The organism is Leucobacter chromiisoli, from assembly GCF_016522505.1.
Lineage (GTDB): Bacteria > Actinomycetota > Actinomycetes > Actinomycetales > Microbacteriaceae > Leucobacter > Leucobacter chromiisoli.
Map to the genome: position 1 here is coordinate 1 of NZ_JAEHOH010000024.1, position 13,357 is coordinate 13,357.

General features: G+C 69.2%; 14 protein-coding genes. 1 reads left to right on the top strand and 13 read right to left on the bottom strand.

Annotation, left to right across the window (positions count from 1 at the left end):
- Positions 1–226: 226 nt before the first annotated feature.
- Positions 227–1,705, bottom strand: a complete 1,479-nt coding sequence (locus JD276_RS14550) for a putative type IV secretion/conjugal transfer ATPase (protein WP_200116393.1) — start codon at positions 1,703–1,705, stop codon at positions 227–229.
- A gap of 83 nt (positions 1,706–1,788) precedes the next feature.
- Here JD276_RS14550 and JD276_RS14555 point away from each other — a divergent pair, with 83 nt between their 5' ends.
- Entirely contained in the window at positions 1,789–2,667 is an 879-nt protein-coding gene (locus tag JD276_RS14555) for a hypothetical protein (protein ID WP_054683681.1), read from the top strand.
- Here JD276_RS14555 and JD276_RS14560 read toward each other — a convergent pair whose 3' ends face one another.
- From JD276_RS14560 to JD276_RS14615, 12 genes are all read right to left on the bottom strand, one after another.
- Positions 2,668–4,128, bottom strand: coding sequence for an SCO6880 family protein (locus JD276_RS14560; protein WP_200116394.1), 1,461 nt, complete (start codon positions 4,126–4,128; stop codon positions 2,668–2,670). It abuts the gene before it with no gap.
- 148 nt (positions 4,129–4,276) lie between these two features.
- A complete protein-coding gene (locus JD276_RS14565; protein ID WP_200116395.1) occupies positions 4,277–5,710 on the bottom strand; it encodes a conjugal transfer protein TrbL in 1,434 nt (477 codons plus the stop codon).
- A 33-nt stretch (positions 5,711–5,743) separates the two neighbouring features.
- Positions 5,744–6,067 carry a DUF6112 family protein gene (locus JD276_RS14570; RefSeq protein WP_200116396.1) on the bottom strand — a complete coding sequence of 108 codons (324 nt, stop codon included), beginning with the start codon at positions 6,065–6,067 and terminating at the stop codon, positions 5,744–5,746.
- Between the two features lie 82 nt (positions 6,068–6,149).
- Positions 6,150–6,461 carry a DUF6112 family protein gene (locus JD276_RS14575; protein WP_054683670.1) on the bottom strand — a complete coding sequence of 104 codons (312 nt, stop codon included), beginning with the start codon at positions 6,459–6,461 and terminating at the stop codon, positions 6,150–6,152.
- Positions 6,462–6,544: 83 nt separating this feature from the next.
- On the bottom strand, positions 6,545–7,714 hold the full coding sequence (locus tag JD276_RS14580; protein WP_200116429.1) for a M23 family metallopeptidase: 1,170 nt from the start codon (positions 7,712–7,714) through the stop codon (positions 6,545–6,547).
- Positions 7,715–7,730: 16 nt separating this feature from the next.
- On the bottom strand, positions 7,731–8,420 hold the full coding sequence (locus JD276_RS14585; protein WP_200116397.1) for a hypothetical protein: 690 nt from the start codon (positions 8,418–8,420) through the stop codon (positions 7,731–7,733).
- A 63-nt stretch (positions 8,421–8,483) separates the two neighbouring features.
- Positions 8,484–8,960 (bottom strand): hypothetical protein, encoded by a 477-nt coding sequence (locus JD276_RS14590; protein ID WP_200116398.1) that lies wholly within the window; start codon positions 8,958–8,960, stop codon positions 8,484–8,486.
- Positions 8,947–10,053, bottom strand: a complete 1,107-nt coding sequence (locus tag JD276_RS14595; RefSeq protein WP_200116399.1) for a ParB/RepB/Spo0J family partition protein — start codon at positions 10,051–10,053, stop codon at positions 8,947–8,949. Before JD276_RS14595 ends, JD276_RS14590 begins: the two co-directional genes overlap by 14 nt.
- A complete protein-coding gene (locus JD276_RS14600) occupies positions 10,050–10,889 on the bottom strand; it encodes a hypothetical protein (protein ID WP_200116400.1) in 840 nt (279 codons plus the stop codon). The genes JD276_RS14595 and JD276_RS14600 overlap by 4 nt, the downstream gene beginning before the upstream one ends.
- Positions 10,890–11,142: 253 nt before the next feature.
- The gene (locus tag JD276_RS14605; RefSeq protein ID WP_200116401.1) at positions 11,143–11,577 is read right to left on the bottom strand and encodes a hypothetical protein; all 435 of its coding nucleotides are present in this window, start codon (positions 11,575–11,577) and stop codon (positions 11,143–11,145) included.
- Positions 11,570–12,394, bottom strand: coding sequence for a DUF2637 domain-containing protein (locus JD276_RS14610; RefSeq protein WP_200116402.1), 825 nt, complete (start codon positions 12,392–12,394; stop codon positions 11,570–11,572). The genes JD276_RS14605 and JD276_RS14610 overlap by 8 nt, the downstream gene beginning before the upstream one ends.
- A gap of 5 nt (positions 12,395–12,399) precedes the next feature.
- Positions 12,400–13,287 (bottom strand): bifunctional DNA primase/polymerase, encoded by an 888-nt coding sequence (locus JD276_RS14615; protein WP_197280928.1) that lies wholly within the window; start codon positions 13,285–13,287, stop codon positions 12,400–12,402.
- Positions 13,288–13,357: the final 70 nt, after the last annotated feature.

Sequence of the window (13,357 nt, forward strand, 5' to 3'; positions counted from 1 at the left end):
TATACAGCAAGCACTGAACTATTGTCGATGATGGCGAACCATGCACCCGCGACCCAGCAGCGGCACTCCCGCCCCCGCGGAGCCCTCACGACACCCGCACCGGCGGGCGCGGTACAGTCGCAGAGGAAGCAGTTCCTCGAACATCCACCCGCACCCACACCAATACAACGGCACGGGCGGAAGTTCCCGCCAAAACCGTCAATATTCACCGGAACATCTAGGTTTTCTAGAGCATCCGGGCGCGGGTGTCGAAGAGTGCCAGCTCGTCGGGGTGGAGCTGGTGTTGCACTACATAGCTGGATTCCTTGATCCGCCACAGCCCCTGCCCGGTGCCCAGCGACGGGAGCAGCTTCTGCTCGGTGCCGGTGAGGCCCAGCGTTTTCGCGGTCACCCCGATCTGGTCGGACTCCTGCCGGTAGATGATCCTGGACTCCGCATTCGCCAGCAGCGAGTTCGCCAGCGACCGCATCGCCGACCCCTGATCGCCGACATTGTCGAGATCGGTGAGCTTGTGGAAGATCAGCAGGTTCGCGATCCCGTAGTGCCTCGCGAGCCGCCAGTGCGCATCCATCCGCTTCAGCAACGCCGGGTGCGACATCAGCCGCCACGCTTCGTCATACACCGTCCACCGCTGCCCGCCGTTCGGATCCAGCAGCGCGGATTCCATCCACGCACTGGAGCAGGTCATCAGCACCGAGATCAGTGTCGAGTTCTCTACCACCCGCGAGAGATCCAGGGTGATCATCGGCAGCGTCGGATCGAACGTCACCGTCGACGGCCCATCGAACAGGCCGGCCAGATCCCCGGAGACGAGGCGCCGGAGTGCGTGCCCGACCATCCGCCCGTCCTCCGCCAGCCGGTCATCCCCTCCCGGGTCAGGGGTGAGGATGTGGTCGACGACCATCGGGAGGATCGGCACCGACGCGTGAGACACGACCGCCTGCAACGCGATATCGATCACCGTGTGCTCCAACGGCGACAGCGACCGTTCGAGCACGGTCTCGGCGAGCGCCCCGATCAGATCCCGCCTGCGGGAGGCGACCATCGCCGCCCACTCGCTATCGGTCACCCCGCCCGGCCGGTACCCCTCATCCAAGGGGTTGAGCCGGTTGCGGAGGCCGTGACCGAGGACGATCGCTTTCCCACCGACGGCTTCGGCGACCGCGGTGTGTTCGCCTTTCGGATCACCCGGGACGTAGACGCGCCGCCCGAACGGGATCGACCTCGTGTAGAGCGATTTCGCGAGCGATGATTTGCCGCTGCCGACGATTCCCGCCAGCACTAGGTTCGGGGCGGTGATGATGCCCCGCTGGTAGAGCACCCACGGGTCGTACACGAACGAGCCGCCCGAGTACATGTCCTGCCCGATGAACACGCCGCGCGAGCCGAGCCCGCCCTCCGCGAGAAACGGGTACGCGCCCCGCAGCGCCGCTGACGTGTCCTGATGCGCAGGCACCCGGAACCCGCGATACGACCGCAACGCCGCAGCCCCCGCCTCACCGCCCTTGGGGAGGTAGTTCGTCGAGCGGGCCTCGGCCCGCTCCGCCGCGAGCTTCTCTTTCACGGCCCGGCGCTGCTCGGCGTGGTCGCGGGCGACGACCTGCCGGGCCGCGCGTTCACGAGCCTTGCGCTGTCTACGCCCGGCACCGTCTTCGACGAGCACGGTGGAGTACAGCTTCTTCGAACCGGGAGGCTTCGGAGTCATGAGCGCCTGCTTTCGTCAAAGGTCATCGACGAACAGGTACGGAACCACCGGGATGCCGTCCACCGCGCTGGGAGAATAGGGTCGTGGCTTCTCTCGACTTCTACAGCGATCGCAACGGTTCAGCTCCGCCGCGAGATCAGGACGAGCTTCCCGACGCGACCCGGCGGGGGCTGCTCAACCTCGTACAGAGCAAGATCGATGCGGACTGGTTCGCGCAGCGCTTCCCGGAGCAGTGTCTGGACGGGAACGGTGTCTGCGGCACCAACGTCGAGGCGCTCACGGTCGATCTGCAGGCCCTGATCCCCGAGCTTGGCTACCCGTTGCTCACCAGCAATGGCTCAGCGGACGAGGCCATTTTCGATCTGCTTGAGTATGCGGCTCAGCGGCTCAGTCTTCCCGAGCAGGACGGTTGGCATTCGTTCTATCGGCATTACGAGCTGAAGTTCGATCAGAAGAGAGGGCGTCGCAGCTTCCGGGAGGAAGTCAACCAGATGCTCTCGCGCGGCCGAGCGACCTTCGAGATGGACGACGCGCTGCAGATCCAGCGCTTTGGCACCCCGGAGGTGCGCGGAGTGCTCGCCGACCTGAACCCGAATACCCGCGACGCGGCACTCGACAAGCTCATCGTCGATTCGCGTGCCCTGTTCATGTCCTACCGGGAAGGCGACCGCAAGCTCGGCCTTGAGAAGCTCTGGGACGCTTTCGAGCGCCTCAAGACGATCGAATTTCCCGGTAACAAGAAGGCCAGCGCCCAGCAGCTCCTGGCGCACATCAACGATGAGCCGTTCCGCGAGCTCCTCGAAGCCGAAATGCGCGCCCTGACTAACATCGGCAACGGCTTCAACCTCCGCCATCACGAGACGGATAAGCATCAGGTACCGACAGAGGCCTACGACTATCTGTACTCGCGCATGGGCGGCCTGATGATCACGCTGCTCCGTGAGAGCGGCCGCCTCGCCTGATCAGATCCCGCGGCACAGCGGCAGTGCGGCGGCAACGAACGCTTGGGCTTGTTGGCCGACGAGGCGGCGGGTTTCGCAGGAGGCTTGGATTGCGGCTTGCTCGATCGCGGAGACGGCGGCTTCGAGCTCGTCGGCGGTGGTCGCGGACACGGCGATGAGGCCGGTGTATCTGAGTACGCCGTGCCCGCTGGTGAGGTCGGATTCCTGCTGGAGCACGTCCTGGTATTCGGCGGTCTGTTGGGCGTCTTCGATCTGCCCGACTTTCTGCCGTTGGGCGGCGTCGCTGATGTACTCGGTCTTCTTCTTCCGGATGTCGCGGGCGGCCTGGTCGGAGCGCACCGGGTCGCACAGCAGCGTGAACGCGCGCCGGATCCCGCTGGACAGCAGCACCGGGGCGAGGAATCCCGGGTAGACGAGGGAGCGCGGCCACTCGCTGATCCACAACACCACGTGGTGGGCGCTGTCGGAGCGGAGCCGATCCCAGGTCTCCTCGACCGCGACCGGGCCGGCGGCGGCGAGTTCCTGCCCGATATCGCCTGCCCGTTCCAGGGTCGCGGCGATCGCGGGATCGTAAGCGCTGCGGAGCATGATGGCGAGCTGGCCGGTGGTGTACCAGTCGGAGGGGTGGAGGTCGGCGGTGCGCAGCGCGGTGGTGAGGGTGGCCATCTCCTGCCGCAGCACGGCGGCGGCACCTCGGAGGCCGCCGCCCGCGGTGCGGATCGGGCGGGCGGCAGCGCGCATGTCGAGGGCGAGGGAGATGGTGGAGATGTGGCGTTCCCCGGCCGGGCCTGCCCGGTCGATGAGCTCCCGGTAGGTGCGGGCCACCCAGGAGTCGTCGTCGTGGCCCTGCTCCGCCCACCACTGGGCGAGCCCGGTGCCGGAATCGGGGACGGTGCGCTCGAGCACCTGCAGGCGGGCGATCCGCGTCGATCGGGACGCGGTGGAGAGCACGCGCCCCCAGGCGTGGACGCGGCGTTCCTGCTCGCCCGGGTCGAGCAGCACGAACGAGGGATGCGTCACCTCCAGCAGCACGGTGAGGGTCTGCCCGTGCGGGTCGTGCACCATCACCGCGTTTGTTTCCGGATCCTCGTATTGGCGTAGCGCGGCGGCGTCGCCGGGGAGCGCGAGCGTCCCCGCGGGGCGCGGCTTCACGATGCGCTTGCGGTACCGGGTCTGCCCGAGCAGCTGTCGCAGCAGCCAGTGCAGGGTGATCGGCACCCACTCGACGAGCTTCCGACCCCCGACCGGGATCGCGGCCAGGCCCAGCGCGGTGCCCCAGATCGGGGCCGTGTAGAGCGCGGCGGGGCCGCCCGCGTAGAGGGACGCGACGAACACGGCGACCGCGACACTCACGGCGATCACTTGCGGGAGGGACAGGCCGAGGATGATGCCGCGCTTGGTGAGGCGGGAGAACTTCACCGGGGACAGCTCGAACTCGGATGCGGAAGCGGGTGCGGCCATGACGGGCTCCTGAACAACGGGATACATTGCGGACGCCAGTCAGGTACGCCCCCGACAAGAGCCGAGGGCGGTGGTGCGCAGGGCTCCTGCACGCCACCGCCCGCATCGACGGACACCTTCACCTCCCTTCCAGTTCGGAACTCCCGGTCTATGGCTTCGGCCCGGCCGGTGGCGGTTTCGGCGCGTCCGGGGGTTTCGGCGGGTCGTTCTTCGGCGGCGCCGCAGGCTTCGGCGCACTCGGCCGAGGCGGGGCCGACGCATTCGGGGGTGGGGGCGGGTTCTGTCCCTCGGCGGCGGATCCGGCGTGATTGTCGGCGGCGCGGCCGATCGCGTCGCCGAGTTTCGGGCCGGCCTCGGCCGCGCCCTTGGCGATCTTCGCCGCCGCGACTGCGGCGATCCCGAGCGGCCCCGCCGCAGCGCCCGCACCCGCGCCACCGGCCGCTGCACCACCGGCTGCACCACCGGCTGCGCCGCCGCTCCCGGCTGCCGCGCCACCGCCTCCGGCAGCCCCGGCACCACCAGTGGGCGGCGGGGGCGGCTTCGGCGGCCCACCCCCAGCACCGCCCGGAGGAGGCGGGTTCCCGCCACCGCTGGAGCCGCCCGTGTCGCCCTTGCCTTCGAGAACGCGCGGCGGGGTCTTCCCGTCGGGCTTGCCGGGCATGGGGACGGGCCGGTTCATCGCCTGCTTCGATTCCTGTTCGGCGCTCATCGCGTGGTACATGTCAAAGCCGACGAAGCTGATGAACTTGTACACCATGTACGGGGCGAACGCGGCGATAAACATCAGCACGATGCCCGCGATCGGATCCGCAATCGAACTGAGGTCGAGGTCGATCGGGGCGTTGACCTGATTGATCGCGACGAGGAACACGATCACGATCACGAGCTTCGAGAAGATCAACGCGAGCACGAACGACGCCCACTTCCCGAACCACCCCTTCGTCACATCCCACGACGAGCCCGACAGCGCGATCGGCGCCATCACGACCGCGACCAGGATCAAGGCTTTCCTGATGAGGAGACTGAACCAGACGATCGCCGCCGCACAGATCGCCAGGAAGCTGAGGAAGATCGTGATGATCGCCCCAGCCCCGGGCGCGGTGAGGTTGATCGCGGTGAGGCCTGCGACCAGGACGCCGATCTTCCCGCCCATCTCCTCCAGGGTGGTGCCGGTGGCGTGGATGATGCCGATGCACAGCTGGTCGACGACTTCGAGCAGGGTCGCGGTGATCGTGATCACGAGGAACGATCCGAGCACGCTCTTGGCGAGCCCGAGCGCGGCCCTTGAGAGCGCGCCGGGGTCGCGGCGGATGAGGCCGGTGATCAGTTGCAGGCAGAAGAAGATCAGCATGAGGAAGATCGCGATCCCGAAGATCACGTTGTACACGCCGATGTAGTCGCCGCCGGTGATATCGACCAGAGTGGTCGCATCGAACAGCGCCCACACGCCCTGGAAGATCCAGGACGCGGCCTGCCCGATCGCTTGCGCGAGCCAGTCGAACGGGGCCGAAATCAGGGTCGCGGCGGTATCGCCGACGGTGTCGCAGACGTTCGAGATGATGGGGACATCGCAGATACTCACAACACCCCTCCCTCCAATAGGTCGAGGCGGTGGTCAGGAAACGGTCTGGCCCACGTTCCAGAAAAAGTTGATGAGCGTCACCGACGCGCCGGTGATGATCGCCGCACCGCACGAGATCAGCACCCCGACCTTGCCCCTGGACGACAAGTGCGGGTTCGAGCTGTTGGAGCCGAAGCCCCAGATCACGGCGGAGACGATCAGGGCGAGGACGGAGAGGATCAGGCCGATCGTCATCACCGCGCCGACGACGGTGCGCAGCGCGCTGATGCCGGGCAGGCCCGAGTCGTTCGGGTTGATGTCGATGTTCGCGGGCATGACCGCGGAAAGGGTGGTGAGAGTGTCGAGGACGGCAAGCATGACGGGCTCCTTCGCGGGCGAACGCCCCACCCCGGGACTGGGATGGGGTCACCTGGACAGGTGCGACCCCGGAGACGCGCGTTCAAAGGCCGTCGCCGAGGCGCAGCAGGAAGTTCATCCACGTCACCGCGGCCCCGGCGAACACCGCGGCGCCGAGCGCGACGAACACCCCGACTTTCCCTTTCTGCGCGGCCTGCGCGTTCCCCGTCGAGGACGACACCGCCCACACGATGCCGGAGATGATGAGCATCAGCACTGCGACGATCAGCACGAACGTGAGCAGCGCCCCGACGATCGACACCAGCGTGGATCTGCCGCCGACACCGCTGAGATCGGGGTAGACATTCTCCGCCCACACGACAACGAAACCGGGGACACGGGCGAAGGGGTTCATGCGGGGCTCCTGACAATGGCGGCGGCTCGGGCACCGATCAGGTGCGGTAGCCGGCCCCGCGGTCCGCATCCACCTTGTTCCGCTCAGGCCGCGCAGCCCGGGCCACCCCCAGTCGTCAGCGCATCGGCGCCCTCGACCTCGTGGCCGGCGAGCCACGGCTCGGCGTCGACGGCGGGCTGGGCGCCGCCGCCGGGGTGGACTTGGAAGTGCAGGTGGGGGCCGGTGGAGTGGCCGCTGCTGCCGACATCACCGATGTGCTGGCCCGCCGTGACTCGGTCGCCCGCGGCGACGTGGATGCCGTGTGCCCACATGTGGATGTACTTCGTGGCGACCTTCTCACCGCCGATGGTGTGCTCGATGGTGATCTGCCCGGAGAACCCGCCGAGCATGCCCGCATACGTGACCACGCCGTCGGCGAGTGCGACGATCGGGGTGCCGTCCGGGGTGGCCCAGTCGGTGCCGGAGTGGAAACTCGCAACTCCGGTGATCGGATCGACGCGCGGCCCGAACTGCGACGTGCGCGTATAGCTGCCCGTCGGCAGCGGGAACACCAGCCGCGTCGTCTCCGGAATCGTCTCATCCCCCGGCACCCCGCCCCCGCCGCCGCTTCGGCGGGTGAGGGCGTCGAGGATGGTGCGCGCGACCGGCTCATAGTTCTGATACCGGTCGGGGTAGGCGGAGACTTCGACGGCCTGTGCGGCTTCGCCTTTGTCCATCTGCTGCCAGCCGGGGATATCGAGCAGCCCGCGCGGGGACGGGTAGTTCGGGCCGTCGGGGCCGCCGTAGAACGCGCGCGCCTGATACTTCGGATCCATGAGCTCGGCGACCGTGCCCCACCCGGACTGGGGGCGCATCTGGAACAAGCCGAGACTGTCATGATCCGACCCGTTCCCGTCGTTCGGGAAGTCCCCGGACTCGGGGTAGGTGCCGGTGTTCGCGAGCTGCCGGAGCGTGGACTCGGTGAGCGCGGCCATCAGCGCGATCAGGATCCCGTCCCGCCCGACCCCGGGGGTGTTCGCGCCGGTGGTGATGATGGTGCCCGCGTGGGTGAGCTGCTGCTTGTTCAGCGTGAAGGTCGTGCCGTCTTTCGTGGTCACCTCCAGCTCGTCCGGGATGGGGCCGAGGGTGAGGCCGGAGGCGAGGCAGTGGGCCTGGTGGAGGACGGCCGGGTTCATGAGCACCCCGACGCTGAGTAGCCCCAGCATCGGCGCGAGCAGCATCCCGAGGACAGCGAAGACGAGCACCTTCCGCATCACAACCACCGGCTCGTCAGCGGAGGGGGTTGTCGAGCTGGGACAGGCGCAGCAGCTGGCACCGGTCGAACACCGGCTCGCAGGCGACGAACACGGTGAACGCGACCGGATGCGCACTCGAGACCGCATCGCCGTACCAGACGCCCTGCCGATGCCGCACCCCGTCGACCGTGTACGCGATCGTGCCGTCGGCGATCTCATCGCCTGCGGCGGCGACCGCTTCGTGCCACTGCTCGGGGACGAACACGTCCTCGATTTCGAGGTGCTGGCGGGTGCGGTACTCGGCCAGATCCCGCCATGTCTGCGCCGACGGGAAGTACCCGTCGAGATCCGCGATGAGGCCCGGGGTTTCGGTGCCTGTGGGGTCGGCGTCCTCGATCAGCACCGCCCGGTGATCGGCCGGGGTGAGGAGCGTGAACGTGTCCCACGCAAACAACGCCTCCGCGACCGCCCGCACATACTCCTCCGGGTCGTCCGTGCGCGGCAGCGACGGCAGCTCCCGTGCCCCGGGCTCCTCACCCGGCGCGCCGGGCGGCTCCGAGGCGCCCGGGTGCGACGAGCCGCCAGGGTCTTGCGGGGTGGGGCCGGTGATGAGGCCGTAGATGCCGATGCCGGTCAGGAGCAGCAGGATCAGGCCGGTAACGATGAGGGTGATGATCAGGCGGCGACGGCTGCGCTGGCGCTGATCGGCGTGCGGTGACGACATAGGAACGGCCTTCCGACGTGGGGGAACAACGGTCAGCCGATAGGTGCGCCACCCATCGCGAGGTCAGCGGGTCATCGAGGGCGGGACAGCCGGCCCGTCTCCGCTGGCCGGAGGCTCGGGGTCGAGGGCGGCTTCGCGCTCGCGGAGCGCCTCCGCCATCCCCGGGTCACGGTCAGGTGCCGGAGCAACCGGTTCTGGGTGCCAGGCGATGCGACCGTTCTCGGTCTGGGCGCGCATGACGAGGGAGACGACGTGGTCGAGGGAGGCGCCCGCCAGCCGCAACCACCCGCTCGCTTTCTCCGCGTGCTCCCACCCGGCCTGGCGGTTTCCGTCGTCGGTCGCCGCATGGGCACTGTGGCTGTGGTGCCAGGAGGCGAGCTGGTTCAGGGACTGCTGCACGCTCGTGAGCGCATAGTGCAGCGCGCCGAGCGTCTCGTAGGTGTCGGGCGGGTGGGTGATGTGCCGGGTCGCATGCGCCAGGCCGCGGGCGGCTTCGCCGAGCTCATCCGCGTCCTGCTTCGGATCCTCAAACGTCGGCATCAGCCACCTCCACGTCGTTCCGGGTTTCTCGGGAAGTACGCGCGATATCGAGGAAGCAGCCGGCCTGGACGATGCTGGTCTCCACCAGCTCCCACTGCTCGTCATCGGCGTAGGCGCCGAAGTCTTCGGGACTGTAGCGTTCCCACCAGCCGTGCTCGCGGCGCAGCAGATCGACGAGCTTGCGGATCTGATGCTTCTGGCGCAGCAGCGGATCCGCATCCGACCACCCCTCCCGCACCGCCGCCGCAGCGTCTTTCCGCAGCGGGGTGAGACGGCCGATCGCGCGGGTCGCTTCTTTCAGCGCGTCTTTCGGATGCTCCTGCGCCCGCACGAGCTGGAGTTCAGCGGCTGCCGCCTCTCGGATGGCGTCGGGCTCATCGGGGTGCCCGGCCCACTGCTCCAGCAGCGTGACAGCCTGGAGGAGTTTCACGCGCAGGTAGCGGCCGTTCACTTTCCCATCCGTGTTGAGCTCGAGCAGCGCCTCGGCGGCGGCCTGCCGCACCTGCGGGTGCTCAGTGTCGGAGGCGGCGATCTGTTTGAGCTCGACGACCTGATCGAGCATCCCGTGCGAGTCCCGCCCGGTGACCGCTTTCGCCGCCCGCACCCGCGTCTTCGCCCCTTCACCGCGCACCGTCTGCGGTGGTGTCGAATCGACACCACCGCCATCCTCAGTAGGGGCCGCTGCCTCACTGTTGTCGGGGTGGGCGCCGAATTGGGTGGCTTCCTGCTTGCGGGCGTTCTCCTCGGCGTAGAGCTGTTTGAGTTCGCTGTAGAGCTCGGCCTGCTCGATCGGTTTCAGCGCTTTGCGGAGGGTCTCCTCGTCGCGGATCGCGAGCACGTGGGAGAGCTTGTCGGACACGCCGTGCACGATCCAGATCGGGGTGACCCGGTAGCCGAGGCGTTGCTGCGCGGCCAGCACCCGCCGCCCGGAGATCAGCGCGTACTGCTCGGTGACCGTGGGCGGGTGGATCACCCCGAACCGTTCGATCGACGCGCACAGCTCGTCCAGATCCTCCTCCACGTCGCGGCGGAAGCTGTAGCCGACACTGATCTCGTCGATCGCGTGCTCCAGGACGAGATGCCCGCGACTCACGACCCACCCCGACTCTCCTGCATCCCGGACGCGGTACGGGAGGCGGTGACGAGTGACTCGTCGCGCAGCAGATCGGCGACGTCGTCGCCGAGGAGGACGCGAGCGAACAGGCCGTACTGGCCGCTGCGGCGGCGTTTCCCGGTCTGGGAGCCGACGACCAGGCGCACCAGCGCCGCCCACGCTTCCGGGGTGTAGCCGAGGCGGACGGCGATGTGGAGTTCTTTGGACACGATCTCCACCGCGGAGCTGCGGGAGGAGAGCCCGGTGACGCGGTGCGCGATGTAGTCCACGGCCTGCTCGACCGGGCGGGCCGGCCAGTCGGTGAGCACGAGGAACACGCACGTCGCCCGGATCACCCGATCGACGGAATGATCCTCCCCGCCGCCGTGCTGCACGAGGCTCGGGGCGTGCGGGTGGACGTCGTAGAAGAACTCCTCGTAGTGCCCGGCACGCATCGGCTCCTCCGCGGGCCGCTTCGACGGGCGGCGGGCCTTGTCCTGGCTGGTCATGTTCCGGTCGGCGTGCACCTCAGCGGCGATGCCGAGCGCCACCGCCCGGGTGATCACCGCCCACGGATCATCCGCGGCGAGCGTCGTGGGGGTGCGCATCGCGAGGAACGCCTCATACGCGGCGTCGGCCGGGTCGCGATGCCAGGCTTTCGCGATCGGCGTGTACTTCTGGGTCGCGTAGAGCATGAGCTCGGCCGCGACCGGGCTCGTCGCCCACGCGTTGTGCTCGTTGAGCTCCGTCAGCAGCACGCGCAGCCCTTCACCGGTCGTGAAATCCGGAACAGGGCCGGGCTGCTGAGCGGACTGGGGGTCTGGGTGGGGGTGCATAGCGACTCCTGAAAGAAACGAAGATCCGTCGACGAAAGACAGGTACGACCCCCAGCCGGTCGACGGAACACTCCACACCCCGAACAGCAGCAGGGGCTGCCGCGTGGAAGGCCGCACGGAACCCTCAGCCCGCCCCGCGCGGGGACGGCCCGTGGGTGCCGTGCCCGGCGTCGTGCCGGACGGCTGCTGGTCGAAGTAGTTGTGGGGGTCTACGGGTGTTCCGGTACTCGGGTGGTGCCGGAAGACGAATGGGTCATCGGCTCACCCCCGTCCGCCCGGCCACGGGGGCAAGCTCCCGGCCCGGACTGGTCGCAGCGGGTTCAAGCTCGTCCTGCCTGCGGGCGAGGCGCTCCTGCAACTGGGCGCGGCCTTCCCGGATGCCCTCCAGGGCGGCCTCGTGCAGCATCGCGTTCCACTTCGCACCCCGATCGACGACCGCGCCACCGGCCCTCGCGGCGAGATCCGTCGGGCGCACCCACTGCACCCCGCCACCGGCAGCCTCCGTTCGTGCATCCGGGTCGGCGAGGGTGGGATCTTTGTGCGTCGCCAACCGCGACACCGCCTCACCCTCGGTGCCCTCGGCAGCCTCAGCTGCGCGGCGTGCGGTGGCGGCCTCGTGGCGGCGGGCGGCGTCCTGCCGGAACGCTTCGGCGGTGCGGGTGGGGTCGGGAATCGTGGGGTCAGTCATGATCGGCTCCGTCCTGTCGCAACTCAGGTGCGTTCAGCCACCGGCCCACCGTCGTCGGATGCACCTGCTCCCGCGCCGCGATCTGCCGCAACGGCACACCCTTCCGGTGCAACTCCAGCGCCCGCGCCCGCGCCGCCTCCCGCCCCGACCGCGACCTACGCGCCACCACCGGTGCCACCCTCTCCTGATCCGCCGAAGCAGGCGCCACCAGCGGATCGGGCGCTGCCACCGAGCCCGTTTCGCCAGAATCGTCCTCGGCTTCGGTGCCGGTGGCGGCGTCGTGAGCGTCGGCGGAGCGAGGGAGGTCGTAGACGCGCGGCGGATCGGCTGGGTCGGCCGGGGTGGTGGGTGCTGGGCGTGGGGTGGCGTTGCGGGTGAGCTCGACGGTGAGATGCGTCATCGCGAGCAGCACCAGCGGCGGGATCGACGCGACTACCGCCGCGATCAGCGCAGGCACCCGCGCATCCGCGGCGATCACCGCGTGGGTGACATTCGCCGCGACCGAGACTGCCGCCCCCGCCGTCAGCAGCAGCCAGGCGAAGCGGCGTGCGGTGCGGGCGGAGTTGCGCAGCGCGACGACGCTGATCGTGGCTTCCAGGATCACGCCGTCGACGATCAGCGGCCACACCCACGCCTGCCCGGCGGGGATCCCGGAAAGGATCGCGAGATCCTGCAGCGTCGTGAACGACAACCAGAACGCGCCCAGCGCGAGCAGGATCGTGCCCGCCACCGCGACCCCGATCACCAGCCGCGACACGCCAGCTTCAGGCGCAGCACCCCGGCGCTCAGTGGCGTCATACGTGGCCGGGGCGTCCATGACCGTTATCTCCTGAGCCCAGACGACGCAGACGCGGCGCCCGGGCTCGATGTGGGCGGGGTGGGGGTGAGCTGGGTGGTGCGGTGCGCGGAGCGGATCGTCGCTGTGATCTCCCGCGCATCCAACGCTGCGGCGATCCCGGCGGGCTCGAGCACCGCCTGCGTCTCTGCGAGGCTCAGGCCGGCCTCGGTGAGACGGCAGGCCGCCCAGAACAGGCCCGCGTTCCGGTTGCCTTCCGGCAGCCGCGACACCCACTCCGCCAGTCGCCCCGCATCCACCACTCCGCCCGGCGCCGCCGATGGCGTCCGGGGTTCCGGGGTCGGGGTGAGGAGGTCGCGGATCGCGTCCGCGTCGACCGGGCGCGGGTGACGGCCGCGCGCGATCACCTCGTAGCGGCGGAGGCCGTGCTCGGTGAGCACCGTGGAGGGCGGGGCGATGATGTAGCCGCCGCGCCCCCGGAAATCCAGATGCGCCTGCCCGCGTGACCACGACCGCAGCTCGCGCCCCTGGCCGCTCGGGTAGTACAGGTGCAGCCCGCCCGACGGGGAGCGCACCGCCTGCGCCCACCCGTCGACGAGGCCGGCCTGCCGCAGCGAGCGCAGCTCCGGGAACCCGGTGCCCAGCGCGTGCACATCGATATCGAGGACATCGACACCGGTTCCGGTGGCGATCCCGATGTTCGCCTCCGGGGTGCGCCGCCACCACCGCTCCACCTGCCGCAGGTCGGTGGTCGCGTCGTGGAAGCCGTGCTCGGTCAGTGGGCGCTTTTCTCCCGGCGCGCACGGGAACACCGGCAGCCCGGCCACCGCATACACTGCTGCGGCGCCGTGCAGCGTGGCGGGGGTGTACGCCGGGAGTGGCGAGGCGATAGGGTCGAGACGAGACACCGGCACACCCCCTCCTCCTTGTAGCGTCGCGGCTTGCACGAGGTCTTCCAGAAGGTGCGGCAGTGATCCTGCCGGG